The sequence below is a fragment of the Cytobacillus oceanisediminis genome (assembly GCF_007830235.1).
GTDB classification, from domain to species: domain Bacteria; phylum Bacillota; class Bacilli; order Bacillales; family Cytobacillaceae; genus Cytobacillus; species Cytobacillus oceanisediminis.
This window is the reverse complement of record NZ_VLKI01000005.1, coordinates 17,639-31,408: the sequence shown is the minus strand read 5'-3', so window position 1 is coordinate 31,408 and position 13,770 is coordinate 17,639. Positions and strand designations below refer to the sequence as shown.

General features: G+C 40.5%; 10 protein-coding genes. 1 reads left to right on the top strand and 9 read right to left on the bottom strand.

The window, feature by feature from the left end; translation table 11 throughout:
* Positions 1 to 4: 4 nt before the first annotated feature.
* From IQ19_RS10450 to cyoE, 8 genes are all read right to left on the bottom strand, one after another.
* On the bottom strand, positions 5 to 1,177 hold the full coding sequence (locus tag IQ19_RS10450) for a GNAT family N-acetyltransferase (RefSeq protein WP_144542374.1): 1,173 nt from the start codon (positions 1,175 to 1,177) through the stop codon (positions 5 to 7).
* A 451-nt stretch (positions 1,178 to 1,628) separates the two neighbouring features.
* A complete protein-coding gene (locus IQ19_RS10445; RefSeq protein WP_144542373.1) occupies positions 1,629 to 2,096 on the bottom strand; it encodes a DUF420 domain-containing protein in 468 nt (155 codons plus the stop codon).
* Between the two features lie 232 nt (positions 2,097 to 2,328).
* A complete protein-coding gene (gene ctaG / locus IQ19_RS10440; protein WP_144542372.1) occupies positions 2,329 to 3,231 on the bottom strand; it encodes a cytochrome c oxidase assembly factor CtaG in 903 nt (300 codons plus the stop codon).
* A 199-nt stretch (positions 3,232 to 3,430) separates the two neighbouring features.
* Positions 3,431 to 3,766 (bottom strand): cytochrome c oxidase subunit IVB, encoded by a 336-nt coding sequence (gene ctaF / locus IQ19_RS10435; protein WP_110067833.1) that lies wholly within the window; start codon positions 3,764 to 3,766, stop codon positions 3,431 to 3,433.
* Positions 3,767 to 3,770: 4 nt separating this feature from the next.
* Positions 3,771 to 4,400 carry a cytochrome c oxidase subunit 3 gene (locus tag IQ19_RS10430; protein ID WP_144542371.1) on the bottom strand — a complete coding sequence of 210 codons (630 nt, stop codon included), beginning with the start codon at positions 4,398 to 4,400 and terminating at the stop codon, positions 3,771 to 3,773.
* A complete protein-coding gene (ctaD, locus tag IQ19_RS10425) occupies positions 4,400 to 6,268 on the bottom strand; it encodes a cytochrome c oxidase subunit I (protein WP_144542370.1) in 1,869 nt (622 codons plus the stop codon). Before ctaD ends, IQ19_RS10430 begins: the two co-directional genes overlap by 1 nt.
* Positions 6,269 to 6,296: 28 nt before the next feature.
* Positions 6,297 to 7,373 (bottom strand): cytochrome c oxidase subunit II, encoded by a 1,077-nt coding sequence (coxB, locus tag IQ19_RS10420; protein ID WP_144542369.1) that lies wholly within the window; start codon positions 7,371 to 7,373, stop codon positions 6,297 to 6,299.
* A 111-nt stretch (positions 7,374 to 7,484) separates the two neighbouring features.
* Positions 7,485 to 8,423, bottom strand: coding sequence for a heme o synthase (gene cyoE, locus IQ19_RS10415; protein WP_144542368.1), 939 nt, complete (start codon positions 8,421 to 8,423; stop codon positions 7,485 to 7,487).
* Positions 8,424 to 9,095: 672 nt separating this feature from the next.
* On the opposite strand from cyoE, the gene IQ19_RS10410 reads away from it, so the two are divergent.
* Positions 9,096 to 10,070 (top strand): COX15/CtaA family protein, encoded by a 975-nt coding sequence (locus IQ19_RS10410; protein ID WP_144542367.1) that lies wholly within the window; start codon positions 9,096 to 9,098, stop codon positions 10,068 to 10,070.
* 68 nt (positions 10,071 to 10,138) lie between these two features.
* Here IQ19_RS10410 and pyc read toward each other — a convergent pair whose 3' ends face one another.
* Positions 10,139 to 13,579, bottom strand: a complete 3,441-nt coding sequence (pyc, locus tag IQ19_RS10405) for a pyruvate carboxylase (protein ID WP_144542366.1) — start codon at positions 13,577 to 13,579, stop codon at positions 10,139 to 10,141.
* Between the last annotated feature and the right edge of the window lie 191 nt (positions 13,580 to 13,770).

Here is a 13,770-nt window from a genome sequence, read left to right as displayed (position 1 = left end):
TAATTTAAAAGAAATCGTAAAAAAAGGATTTTTGCAGCGGGATTTTTCTTTCAAGAACCTCCGCATCTTTTCTTGGCCCTGTAATTTCACCTAAATCATATAATTCCAGCGGACGCCTGTAGCCAATGATGATTGCTGATAAAGCTTTTATGGACATGTGCAGTCCTCTAGCTGCAGGCTTTGCACAGCGGCTCCCTTCTTTATTCTTGAAAACAGCTGCTTCTCTGCCCGTGATCAGATAGCTTCCAGTATTCCATGGAGCATGGAAATCCTCAATATGTATAAAAACTTTTTCTTCGTTATGATCAAAAGAATATTTGCTGAGGCACTTTTCCACATTTACAATTCTCCCCATAAAATACGGAAAAATCTCCATTTTTAAGTTAGGCTGATGCAGGTAATATGGAAACGGATCATGTACAGAAGTGATGACCTTTACCTTCTCAACCATGGAATCATGCTGGCAGATGAAGTTCCATAAATTCACTCTGGCCTCCTGATTGAGTGCCGTGAATTCTTCTACGTCCATTTTATTATCTTTTACTTTAAAAAGAAGATAGCCTTTGCCGTCACCATTTTCGTCAAAATATACAGCAATCTGATAATCCGAATAGACAAAGTTCTCCCACCAATAGGTATCTCTGATAAGTCCTCCAGAAAACTGCCCCATATATTCTTCGTAAATTTTTTCAATTGTTTTGATATGCTGGCTTTTATTAAATCGTTTAATTGTGCCTGAAGATTTGCCTGCCATATTTAAATCAATTTTATTGATGTAAGTCTTCTTGTATTCCGTGAAAATCTCCCAGCCGAATTTTCGGTAAAAAGATATATTAAAAGGGTGCAAAAATGAAAAGACCTGCCCCTGCTCATCCATCTCAACCAAAGATTGTTTTATTAGCTGGCTGACAAGTCCATTTCTTCTGTACTCCGGATAGGTTGCAACCCCAGCTATGCCTCCCATCTTCCAGGCATGGCCATTTATATAAACATTTAATGGAATGATATGCAGCTTAGCAGCCAGATTTTCTCCTTCCCATATACCAAAAATCGTATGGTTCTTTAACATTTCCTTGCGCTTTGGAATATCGTCTTCAGGGACATCGTACTGAAAAGCATACATGGAAAGTTTCATTGCTTCTATATATTCTTTTTCTTCTAATTTCCTTACGTTCACTTTTTTCACTCCCGCTTATTTCCATCCTAATAAGGATTCGCTATGGAGCTTATAACTCCTTCTTGAACTCTTGAATTGTTTAAATTGAACGGTTCAGCAGAAGCAGTTAACATTGCAAAATGAATTATACTTATTTTATATAAAAGGTGCGAATTTTTATTAGCATGGATGTCTCTGTTAAACTTGTCTGTTGATTTCCGCTCCCGGCACTCAGCGAACCTCGGGCGGTACGGGACCCTTCTCGGCGTGAACGCCTGCGGGGTCTCCCTTTACCTCGTGTTTCCCGCTGGATATTGAATAAGTATCCTTGAATTAACGCACGAAGGAAATGGGTCAGCATTTTCGAGGGCTCGTGCCTTCCTCTCCAATCATTAGGGTGCAAAAATGAACAATGAGCTTTAACATAGCAAAATAAAAAAATACCGCTTCAAAGAACGGTATTCTATCATTATTATGTTCCCAGTATTGCCTTAATAACAGATGTAGTCTCCCCGCCATGGTAGAAGACATAAAGCAGCAAGTAAACAGCAACACCTGTAATCCCTGTAAAGAACCAGACAACACTTGTAACAGGCCCCAGCTTTCTATGTTTATCCAATTTATTTTTATAGCCGGTATATAGTGATATAATTCCTAAAACAGCTCCTACAGTTGCAAGAGTAATATGGAAAATCAGAAAGATGGTATAATAAATTTTTATATCGTCCGGACCGCCAAAAGCAGTATTGCCGATAAATACGGTTCTGCTGGCATATATGATAAAGAAAATGACAGCGAACACAGCAGCTAAAGTCATCGTTTTTTTATGGGCTTCAAGTTTCTTTTTGCTAATCTGTACCCAGCCAATCGCAACAGTGATGGCACTAAGCACAATGAACGTTGTACTAATAGTAGGCAATATTGGCAATGAATATTCCATATCGTCTTCCTCTCTCCGGTATTCGGTTTAAAATCAATATTAGGTGTATCAAATAAAGCACAAATTTAATTCTAGTAAAGTATACCGCTTTTTTCAACAAACTGAATGTACTTTTAAGAAAAGTTCCTTAAATGTTCAATATTTAACTATTCATATGTGATGAAATTCACTGCACTATTGACAGAACAGAGAGTGCAAAAAAACTCCAGCAATCAAGCTGGAGTTTCTCCAATTATTTAATTGGCTGCGGATTAAGCATATGTTCTTTTTCAATAGGTGTTTCTTCTTGTTCTTTTTTATACCAGGCGAAGAAGATCTGTGCCAAAATAATGCCATATACAATCTCCTGGATGATTTTCATGATAACACCGCCCAGCTGCTGATCATGGATGAGTGACATGGAATTAAACATTTCAGGTCCGCTCAAGTTTAGGTTTGCCAATGTAGTAGAAGGAACACATAACTGAAGTGCCTGTGCCCATGCATTAGGATCTGAGTAGGTATTGTACATCGGAGTATCTGCAAAAATAATCAGCGCGCACGCAGGCGTTAGCAAAACACCATTGGCAAATACGTACCCTACCTTCTTAAGTCCGCCTAATGTATCCCTTTCAGGCAGTTCATTCAGGATAGGCCACCACATAAAAGTTGCCAGCAGGAACAATATAGTCGTGTATGCTGTATGAAGCAGCATATCGGTTTTTACAATATCAAACACATCAGGTATATGGTAAATAGAAAATACGCCATTGAACAGGATAAGGGCTATGAGCGGCTTGGTAAAGAAATCAAATAAAGGTTTGACACCTTTATAATTTATGGCCGCACGCCAAACCCATTGAGGGATTCCCATGATCACAAGCGGAGGAACGACTAAATATAGGATAGCCATCTGAATCATATGGGCATAAAACATTAAATGGCCCATCAGATCGACTGGAGAGCCTTTGATTGCATATAAAACAACCATCCCCGCAACAAAGTATAATCCCTGCCTTTTTGTCAAAGGCTCACTGTATTTAAATTTGGTGCGATACTTAACTGTTAATAGGTAGTATCCTCCAAGAACAAGGAGCACAAATAAAAAGAATAATGGACTCCATAGCGCACGAAAACCGAATATTTCTAAAGACATGCCTATCACCTCATTCAGTATAACTCATTATCGCCAGTCACTCTTTTAGCAACGGCTTTCCTACATATCTCTGCAAATACATTCCCAATAATATTATACTCTCTCTCGTCCACAATCTCAATGAAGTGCAACTCCCCATAATTTCCTAAACCTGCTTACATAAAAAGAAAATCGGCCGATAGCCGATTTTCTCCTATGATTACCACCAAATGACAGTCAGGAACGCAATGATTGTAATAAATCCGACTAATGCCCCGGAGTATAAGAACAATGCAGGTGCTTCGTGACCTTTATGGCTCATATGCATGAAATAGTATAACTGGAAGATTACCTGCACAACTGCAAGAATCAAAATGAAAGGCACAATAAACCATGCCGAGAAACCTTCATAACCAGCTGCTACGAACGCAACAATTGTTAAGAAGATCATCATTGCAAAAGTGATAACTTGATGCTTCATCTCTTCTGCACTTTTTTTGCGTCTATATTCAATGTCTACTCTTGGGTTTCCTGAGTTTGGTTGTTGATTTGCCATCAGATTATCCCACCATTCCCATTAAATATACTACTGTGAAGATGAATACCCAAACAACGTCAATGAAGTGCCAGTAAAGGCTCGCAACATAGAACTTAGGCGCATTGTAAAGGCTTAATCCTCTTTTGCTGTTGCGGATCATTAGAGTAGTGATCCACAGTAAACCAAATGCAACGTGGCCACCATGGAAACCGACTAATGTATAGAAGGCTGAACCAAATGCACTGCTTGTGAAACTATGATGGAATTCATGCACATAATGATTGAACTCATAAATTTCCAAACCTAGGAAGCCAAGTCCAAGCAAAACTGTAATTCCAAGCCATAGCTGCATCTTTTTGAAATTAAAGTTCTTCATATGATACATTGCATAAACGCTTGTTAACGAGCTAGTTAATAAAAGCATCGTCATCATAAATGCAAGAGGAATCTCAAATAGGTCCTTCGCTAACGCCATATCACTGCTAGGTACTTTATCCTTCAAGGCAAGGTAAGTTGCAAAGAGGGAGGCGAATAGAACGGTCTCTCCTCCAAGGAAAAACCAAAAACCTAAAAATTTGTTCTTGGCCTCGAGGGTTTGCTTTTCAGGCGACGCCGGCCATGTTTCGTAGGTCATCTTTTGTTCAGCAGCCATTATGCCTTAACCCCCTTATCATTATTATCTTCCAAATCTTCTTTATGAATGTGGTAGCCATGATCATCCTTAATAGAACGGACGAACATTGAACCTAAAGTAATCAGCATACCTACAATCAATACTGGAATCCCCCAGCTGTAGTCAGCTCTGTACATTGCACCAAATGCAGCCACAAATAAGCCGAAAGAAATAACAAATGGAATGAAAGAATTGTTTGGCATATGGATATCACCTAGCGGTTCAGCAGGTGACATTCCCTGTTTGCCTTCCATCTTCTCAAGCCAATAAGCATCAAGTCCGCGAACTAGCGGAAGCTGCTTGAAGTTATAGAATGGAGGCGGTGAAGGAATAGCCCATTCAAGTGTACGGCCATCTCCCCATGGATCATTGCCAACCTTTTCGTTTTTAACAGTTGTAATAACAACATTGATTAACAATACAATCACAGCAGCTGCCATGAAGAAAGCACCGACTGTACTTACAAAGTTAGCCGTTTCCAGTCCCTGTCCAGGAAGGAAAGTAAAGATACGGCGCGGCATTCCCCAAAGTCCGAGGAAGTGCTGGATAAAGAATGTTAAATGGAATCCAATAAAGAATAACACAAAAGTAATTTTTCCAAGGAATTCGTTTAACATTGTACCAAACATTTTCGGCCAGTATAAATGGGCACCTGCAAATAATGCAAATACAACACCGCCGACAATTACATAATGGAAGTGTGCAACTACAAAGTAGCTGTCATGGTACTGATAATCCTGTGCTGCAGATGCTAGCATAACACCAGTAACACCGCCGGCTACAAATGAAGGAATGAAGGCAACAGCCCAAAGCATTGGCGTTGTAAACGTAATGCTTCCGCCCCACATTGTAAATAGCCAGTTGAAGATTTTAATACCAGTTGGTACTGCAATTGCCATCGTTGCTACTGCAAAGATCGCGTTTGCAATTGGACCCATTCCAGTTGTAAACATATGGTGAGCCCAAACCATGAATCCTAAGAAACCGATAAGAACTGTAGCGAATACCATGGAAGAATATCCGAACAGGCGCTTTCTCGAGAAAATCGCAAAAATCTCGGAGAAAATACCGAAGGCCGGCAATACCAGGATATAAACTTCAGGGTGACCAAAAATCCAGAAGAAGTGCTCCCAGATTATTGTGTTTCCTCCCATAGCCGGATCAAAGAAGTTAGATCCAAACATACGGTCAAAGATTAGCAAGAATAAACCTACTGTTAAAGCAGGGAATGCAAATAGAATTAACGCTGAAGTTACAAACGTAGCCCAAGTAAACATCGGCATACGCATATAAGTCATACCAGGAGCACGCATGTTAATGATTGTAACAAGGAAATTGATACCGCCAATTAACGTACCTGCACCGGAGATCTGCAATCCAAGTGCATAGAAGTCAATTCCATGCCCTTCAGAAGCAATTGATAGAGATGCATAGGAAGTCCAGCCTGCATCAGGTGCTCCACCTAAAAACCATGAAAGGTTAAGGAATACTCCACCAAAGAAAAACAGCCAAAATCCTAAAGAATTCAAGAATGGAAATGCAACGTCACGCGCACCAATTTGCAGTGGCATTACGGCATTCATAAAAGCAAATATAAGTGGCATAGCCGCTAAGAAGATCATCGTTGTACCGTGCATGGTTAAAATTTCATTATACAAGCCGGCACTTACAAAATCATTGTTTGGTACTGCAAGCTGGATACGGATAAACATGGCTTCCAAACCGCCAAGCAAGAAGAAAAATCCGCCAGCTATAAGATAAAGGATTGCGATTTTTTTATGGTCGACTGTTGTTAAATAGTCCCATAAAGTCGCTCCAAAACCTTTTTTCTGTGCTAAGGTACTCACAATTTTACCTCCCTTTTCAAAAAATCCCCTATTGTTCCATAACCTTTAAGCCCATTAAGTATTCTGAAAGGGCATCAAGTTGTTCCTCAGTCAATTCACCATAAGTGCCTGTCATCTTGTTTCCAGGCTTATATGTTTCAGGATCTCTTAACCAATTTTTCAGGTCTTCTTCAGTGTGGTCAAGGATACCGGCAATACGCTCACGATCGCCAAAGTTTGTTAAGTTTGGAGCTAAACGAGCTGCTTCAGGAGCAGTGTTTGCAGGAGTTACTGCATGACAGCCGATGCAGCTGTTATTAAACACTTCTTGTCCAGCCTGCGCAAGATCAGTTTCAGCCTGCTGAGGCTCTTTTACTTCCTGCATTGCAGTTACCCACTGATCAAACTCGTCACTTGGAACCGCTTTAACTTTGAAATCCATCAAAGCATGGGAAGGTCCGCAAAGCTCTGCACACTTACCATAGAATAAGTTGTCGGCCTCATCAGCCTTTTCGCCGTCAAACTTCAGCCAGAATTTATTCACATTATCTGTGTTTGTATCCAGCTTTCCGCCAACAGCAGGAATCCAGAATGAGTGCTTAACATCAGACGCAATTAGGTTGAAATAAACTTTTTGGTCAGTTGGCACAACTAGTTCCTGTCCAGTAATAATTTCCTGGTTTGGATATTCAAACTCCCACCAGTATAGGTTAGCACGCACATTAACAACAAGTGCATCTGTTTTGCCTTCTTCATTCTTCTTTTCCATTTCACTTACGTCAGCAAGCTTAAAGGTAGCTGAAACTGTCGGTACAGCAAGAATAAGAAGTAATAAGATCGGAATGACAGTCCAAATAATTTCAAGTTTGTGGCTTCCTTCAACTTGTTTCGGAATTCTGTCGTCCTTGCGGCGGAATTTAAAAACAACAATAAAGAAGATTACTGTCACGACTGCAATTACCCCCACCATAATTGCAGTACTCAACACCATTAAATCATACTGTGTTTGCGCCACTTCGCCGGCAGGATTTAGCGTAGATAAATACGGTTTACCGCTGCAAGCGGAAAGAACGAGCGCCATCACCGCAAACAGAGAAAAAAGACGCCACTTTGCAAGCCTTTTCATAGCTTAATCAAACCCCTCTTTCGTAAAAATTTCATTTTTTGAATTGTTTGATCAAAAAATATGGATAAATCCCCTCTCGTAACTAGCGAAAGAAAGAATTTCCTAACAAAATTAAATAAGTGTGATGATTACCATAGCTACAAACATGATAGTCAGATATTGTAACGAGTATACAAACATTAAAGTAGCCCATTTAATATCATCATTAAACTTCCTGGCATAAATGCCAGTCAAAATCCAGCCGATATTCAAGATCGTTGCAAGGATAATGAATGGCAAACCAAGTGAAGGCAAAAGGAACGGCAGCGGCATTAATGCTGCGACCCAGATATAAATATGCCTTTTTGTCACTTTAAATCCCTTTACAACTGGAAGCATTGGAACTCCCGCCGCTCGGTATTCATCCACCCTTCTCATCGCGAGTGCGTAAAAGTGAGGAGGCTGCCAGATAAATACGATTGCGAACAGCACCCATGCCATCGGGTCGAGGCTGCCATCCACGGCCGCCCATCCAATTAATGGAGGCACTGCACCGGAAACGCTGCCCACGATTGTGTTGGAAACGAATTTGCGCTTTGTCCACATAGTATAAAGGACAACATAGCTAAAAACGCCAATTAATCCAATTACAACTGCTGTTGCAGTTGTAAACATCAAAAAGGCCGTCCCAAGGCCAATCAGCAGAAAACTCAAAAGCGCAACCTTAGCAGGGTTCACTTTCCCTGTTACAGTTGGCCTGCCTTTAGTTCTTTCCATTAATGGATCAATATCGCGGTCAATATAATTATTCAAGCTGCATGAGCCTGCTATAATCAGTGAAGAACCAATTAATGTATAGAAAACCAGGTCCAGATTATTGAAAAATCCTTCGCCGGAAAAGTGCAATGCAAGCCAAATCCCCGTAAAGGTAGTTATCAGATTGGAATTTACAATGCCTATTTTAATCAGCGCAAGAAAATCCTTCCAGACTGTAGTCTTCGGTATATCGTTTTGAAGGCTTCGCTCACTGTCTTCAATAGCAGCTTCACTCAAAGCCCGTGAGTTGGACATATCTTTTCCTCCTTTATCCCTTATCACAAACAAAGCTATTTTAACACTACAACTACTATAAAGCATAATTGCTTTCAAAGCCATATTTGCAATAAAAAACGAGGGGTTCACCCTAAATAAATAATTATCAATCAATAGTTTTCTACTATTCACAACGTGAATAATCAGTTTAATATTCAAGCATTGATAAACCTTTCTTCTGTATATTAAATCACACTTTAAAACTCTTTTGTGAATTTTTTTAGAATAATTTATGACTAATTTGTGTCAAAAATAAATTATGCTTAAAGAAAGGTTGTTTTTTTGAGATAATAAAACCTGCAGAAAACATTTAGGAGTGAAGATTCCAACTAACTAGTATGTATCTGGTCAAAGGGGAAACCAACTATATCTTCCGCGACAGGGATATCCATTTTATACCCACTATATATTTCTAGCAAACTCCAATCCAAGTTTCAACCTTTTTTACTATAATTACGTTTAGAAATTTTTATAAGTGTTGTAAAAAAAGCTTTATTCCTGTACTATCGATAAAGGAAATGGAACAACAACCCTATCTGGCTTTTTAGAGGATTTTTGTTAAGATAGAATACGGATAATTAATAGAAAAGAAATTCTATTGTATATGTAAAAACAAAAGCAAAACGAATTTTACAAAGAAGGTGAAAGGCTTTGCAACGATCTTTAAAGTGGTTTGCTGTTTTAACCACAATCGGCATGCTTTTAATATTGTTAGGCGGTGCGCTTGTTACTAAAACTGAATCAGGAATGGGATGCGGGAAATCCTGGCCGCTGTGCAATGGAGAATTCGTTCCGAGCTCTATAACTCCTGAGCTGGTTATAGAGCTTGCTCACAGGCTGGTTTCCGGTTCGGTTGGAATTATGGTTTTGATCTTATCTGTATGGACCTGGAGAAAAATGGGCCACATAAGGGAAACTAAATTTTTGTCGCTGACTTCTTTCTTCTTCCTCGTACTGCAGGCATTGATTGGTGCAGCTGCCGTAGTCTGGGGACAATCGGATTTCGTGCTTGCCCTTCATTTTGGCATTTCCTTAATATCTTTTGCAGCAGTCCTTCTTCTGACTTTGCTTATTTTTGAAGTAGACAAGAAATTTCAGGCTGAGAAGCTGATCATCGATAAAAGAATGAGGAAGCATATAATCGGTGTCTCATTATATAGCTATGCTGTAGTTTACACAGGAGCTCTTGTCCGTCATGTAAACGCAAGCCTGGTTTGCCGTGATTGGCCGCTCTGCATTAATGGAGCCTTTACACTTCCGGGAAACATGTATGAGTGGGTGCAAATGGGCCACAGAGCCGCAGCAGGATTGATCTTCATCTGGATTGGCTATATAACTTATCTCGCAATAAAATATTATAAAGACCAGAAAGTCATTTACTGGGGCTGGATTATTTCATTTATACTCGTATCCCTGCAGGTTGCTGCCGGAGCCTTGGTAGTTCTTACCAGACTTAATCTTTATATAGCACTAGCGCATGCATTCTTTATTTCTTGCTTGTTTGGGGTATTAAGCTATTTTATCCTCCTGTCTTCCCGAAGCAAAAAGAATGAGCTTGCCATTGAGAAAGTGAAGAAGGAAGAAAAACAAGGAGCAGCAGTATCTCCTGTTACAACAATCACTTAACAAGATAGAGGAAAAGCTGCTTCCAACTAAAAAAAGAGCTTCGGCATGGCCGAAGCTCTTTTTAATGTTTATTTTGTCAGTTCAATCAAAAGGTCGCCAGTTTGAATCGCTTCACCATTTCCAACGTAAATGTCCTTAACTGTCCCTGAATATGGAGCCTGTACAGTTGTTTCCATTTTCATCGCTTCTGTAATCATTAGATGATCGCCTTTTTCCACTTTCTCACCCTTTTCAACGACTACCTTTATTACTGTTCCAGGCATGCTGGCAGCAATGTGGGCTTCATTATGCGGGTCTGCTTTAACTTTGGAAGCAACTGTTGCTTTAATGCTTTCATCCTTTATACTGACTTCCCGCGGCTGTCCATTAAGCTCAAAGTAGACGATCCGTGTACCATCAGCCTGAGGCTGGCCGATTGAAACTAATTTAACAATTAATGTTTTCCCTGTTTCAATCTCAATTTCCACTTCTTCTCCAAGCCTTAAACCATAAAGAAATGTTGGAGTATCCAAAACAGAAATATCGCCAAACTGTTCGCATGTTTTTACATAATCTATAAATACTTTTGGATACAGGGCATAAGCAATTGCTTCAAAGCTTGTTACCTGCCTTCCCAGTTCCTTGAAGAGCTTTTCTTTTAATGCATCAAAATCGACATCCTCCAAAAGTTCTCCCGGTCGAACCGTTATCGGCTCCCTGTCTTTTAAGATCACTTTTTGAAGCTCCTTAGGAAAACCTCCATATGGCTGTCCCAAATAACCCTCAAACAATTCAACTACTGAATCAGGGAAATCAAGTGACTGCCCTTTATTTAGGACGTCTTGCTCTGTAAGCTTATTTTGGACCATAAACAGGGCCATGTCCCCTACTACCTTTGAGGAAGGTGTTACCTTAACGATGTCCCCAAACATTTGATTCACACGGGAATACATGTCCTTCACTTCATCCCACTTATCGCCAAGGCCTACAGCTTTAGCCTGCTGCTGTAGATTGCTGTACTGTCCACCTGGCATCTCATGCTGGTAAATCTCCGAATGGGGAGCCTTCATACCGCTTTCAAAGTCCTGGTAATATTTACGAACATCTTCCCAATAATAGGACAATTGTTCAAGAGCCTGAATATTAACATTAGGCTTGCGGTCAGTGCCTTCCAATGCATAATAAAGTGAATTGGCACTTGGCTGCGAGGTTAATCCAGCCATAGTGCTTAAAGCTGTATCGACAATATCAACTCCGGCTTCAATTGCTTTTGCATATGTGTAAATTCCATTTCCGCTTGTATCATGCGTATGAAGGTGGATCGGAATGTCCACCGTTTCTTTCAGCTCAGAAATCAGCCTGTAAGCAGATTGAGGCTTTAGAAGTCCAGCCATATCCTTTATGGCTAGTATATGAGCTCCCTGGCTCTCAAGCTCTTTGGCAAGATTCTTGTAATAATTCAGATCATACTTCGTTCTCGTTGGATCAGAAATATCGCCTGTGTAGCACATAGCGGCTTCAGCAATCTTGCCGCTCTGGCGGACAGCATCAATCGCGACCTCCATCCCTTTAACCCAGTTAAGACTGTCAAATATTCGGAATACATCAATTCCTGCATGTGCAGACTTTTCAACAAACTCTCTTATGACATTATCAGGATAGTTTTTATATCCTACTGCATTGGAAGCACGAAGCAGCATTTGGAACAGCACATTCGGCATTTTCTCTCTTAATGTGAGCAATCTTTCCCACGGGTCTTCCTTCAGGAACCTGTAGGCAACATCAAAAGTAGCACCGCCCCACATTTCATACGAGAACATTTCCGGAAGAAGCTTTGCCGTTGGTTCGGCAATATGTTTTATATCATTTGTTCTTATACGCGTAGCAAGCAATGATTGGTGTGCATCACGAAAAGTTGTATCAGTAAGAAGGACTTCTTTTTGTTCTTTGATCCATTTTACAAGGCCTTCAGGACCAAGAGAATCCAATATTTGCTTTGTTCCGTCCTGGTAGCTGGTGCTGTATTTCATTTTTGGCACTCTAGGCTCGTCAAAAACAGGCCGCTTTTTCTTTTCAATTCCCGGGAATCCATTGACAGTTACATTCCCGATATAGCTAAGCATTTTCGTACCCCTGTCCTTCCTTTTCGGGAATAGGAATAGTTCAGGTGTTTCATCAATAAAGGAAGTATCATACTCTCCCCTCAAGAATTTTTCATGCTTAACAACATTTTCAAGGAATGGAATATTTGTTTTAATACCGCGAATACGGAATTCCTTCAGATTTCGGACCATTTTTGATGCCGCCTGCTGGAAAGTCATTGCATGAGTCGACAATTTTACCAGAAGGGAATCATAATATGGTGTAATGACCGCACCCTGGAAGCCATTCCCCGCATCCAGCCGGACACCAAACCCGCCGCCGGACCGGTATGCCATTAATCTTCCTGTATCAGGCATAAAGTTATTTAACGGATCTTCAGTCGTAACACGTGACTGAATGGCAAACCCATGAATATGGATATCTTCCTGTTTTGGCACTCCCACTTCTTCGCTATGTAAAGAGTGACCTTCCGCAACAAGTATTTGCGTCTGAACAATATCGACTCCTGTTACCATTTCGGTGATTGTATGCTCAACCTGTACACGCGGGTTAACTTCTATAAAATAAAACTGGTCTCCAGCGACAAGGAATTCTACTGTACCTGCATTTATATAATCAACATTCTTCATTAGATTGACTGCCGCCAGGCAAATTTCATCCCTCAAAGTTTCAGGGAGGGACACGCATGGTGCTACTTCTACAACCTTCTGATGGCGTCTTTGTACAGAGCAATCTCTTTCATAAAGGTGGACGATATTCCCTTCACGGTCACCTATGATTTGAACTTCGATATGTTTTGGCCTTTCTATGAATCTTTCAACATACACTTCATCGTTTCCAAATGCTGCTTTGGCTTCTGATTTTGCACGCTCATATGATTCCTTTACTTCCTCAAGGCTTCTTACTATGCGCATTCCTCTGCCACCGCCTCCAAGGGAGGCTTTAATAATGATAGGGAATCCATGATTTTTGCCAAAGCTGATCACTTCTTCAAGGCTCTGTACTGGCCCGTCACTGCCCGGGATAACCGGAATTTCAGCAAGCTGGGCTTGCGTTCTGGCTTTTACCTTATCCCCAAACATATCTAAATGCCTGGATGAAGGACCAATAAAAATAATGCCCTCTTCCTCGCACCGTCTGGCAAATTCAATATTTTCAGACAGAAATCCATATCCAGGATGGATGGCATCAACATCGCTATTTTTAGCAATATCAATAATTCCTTCAATATCCAGATATGCATCAATCGGCTTTTTGCCTTCCCCTACCAAATACGCTTCATCAGCTTTATAGCGATGATAGGATCCTGAATCCTCTTTTGAATAGATGGCCACCGTACGAATATCCAGCTCTGTACAAGCACGGAATACGCGGATGGCAATTTCTCCTCTGTTAGCTACTAAAACCTTGTTGATTCTTCGGCTCAAGAAAAACACCCCGTCTTTATGTATTTTTAATAATATTCTGCCAAATCCAGGCTGAATCGGGGTGGAAAATCCACCCGCTTGCTGACCTGAATTGTAATGACCGGCAACCCTGCAGTTTTCGCGCAGGAAGCCTTCTTTACTAATCAGAAGGAATTAACTCCTGATTTATGTATTAAAAAGCACTGAGAATA

Excerpts from the sequence above, each read along its gene's own strand:
- cyoE (WP_144542368.1), bottom strand. The coding sequence starts at position 8,423 with ATGTCCAACTCACGGGCTTTGAGTGAAGCTGCTATTGAAGACAGTGAG.
- IQ19_RS10445 (WP_144542373.1), bottom strand. The coding sequence starts at position 2,096 with ATGGAATATTCATTGCCAATATTGCCTACTATTAGTACAACGTTCATT.
- ctaG (WP_144542372.1), bottom strand. The coding sequence starts at position 3,231 with ATGTCTTTAGAAATATTCGGTTTTCGTGCGCTATGGAGTCCATTATTC.
- coxB (WP_144542369.1), bottom strand. The coding sequence starts at position 7,373 with ATGAAAAGGCTTGCAAAGTGGCGTCTTTTTTCTCTGTTTGCGGTGATG.
- ctaF (WP_110067833.1), bottom strand. The coding sequence starts at position 3,766 with ATGGCAAATCAACAACCAAACTCAGGAAACCCAAGAGTAGACATTGAA.
- IQ19_RS10430 (WP_144542371.1), bottom strand. The coding sequence starts at position 4,400 with ATGGCTGCTGAACAAAAGATGACCTACGAAACATGGCCGGCGTCGCCT.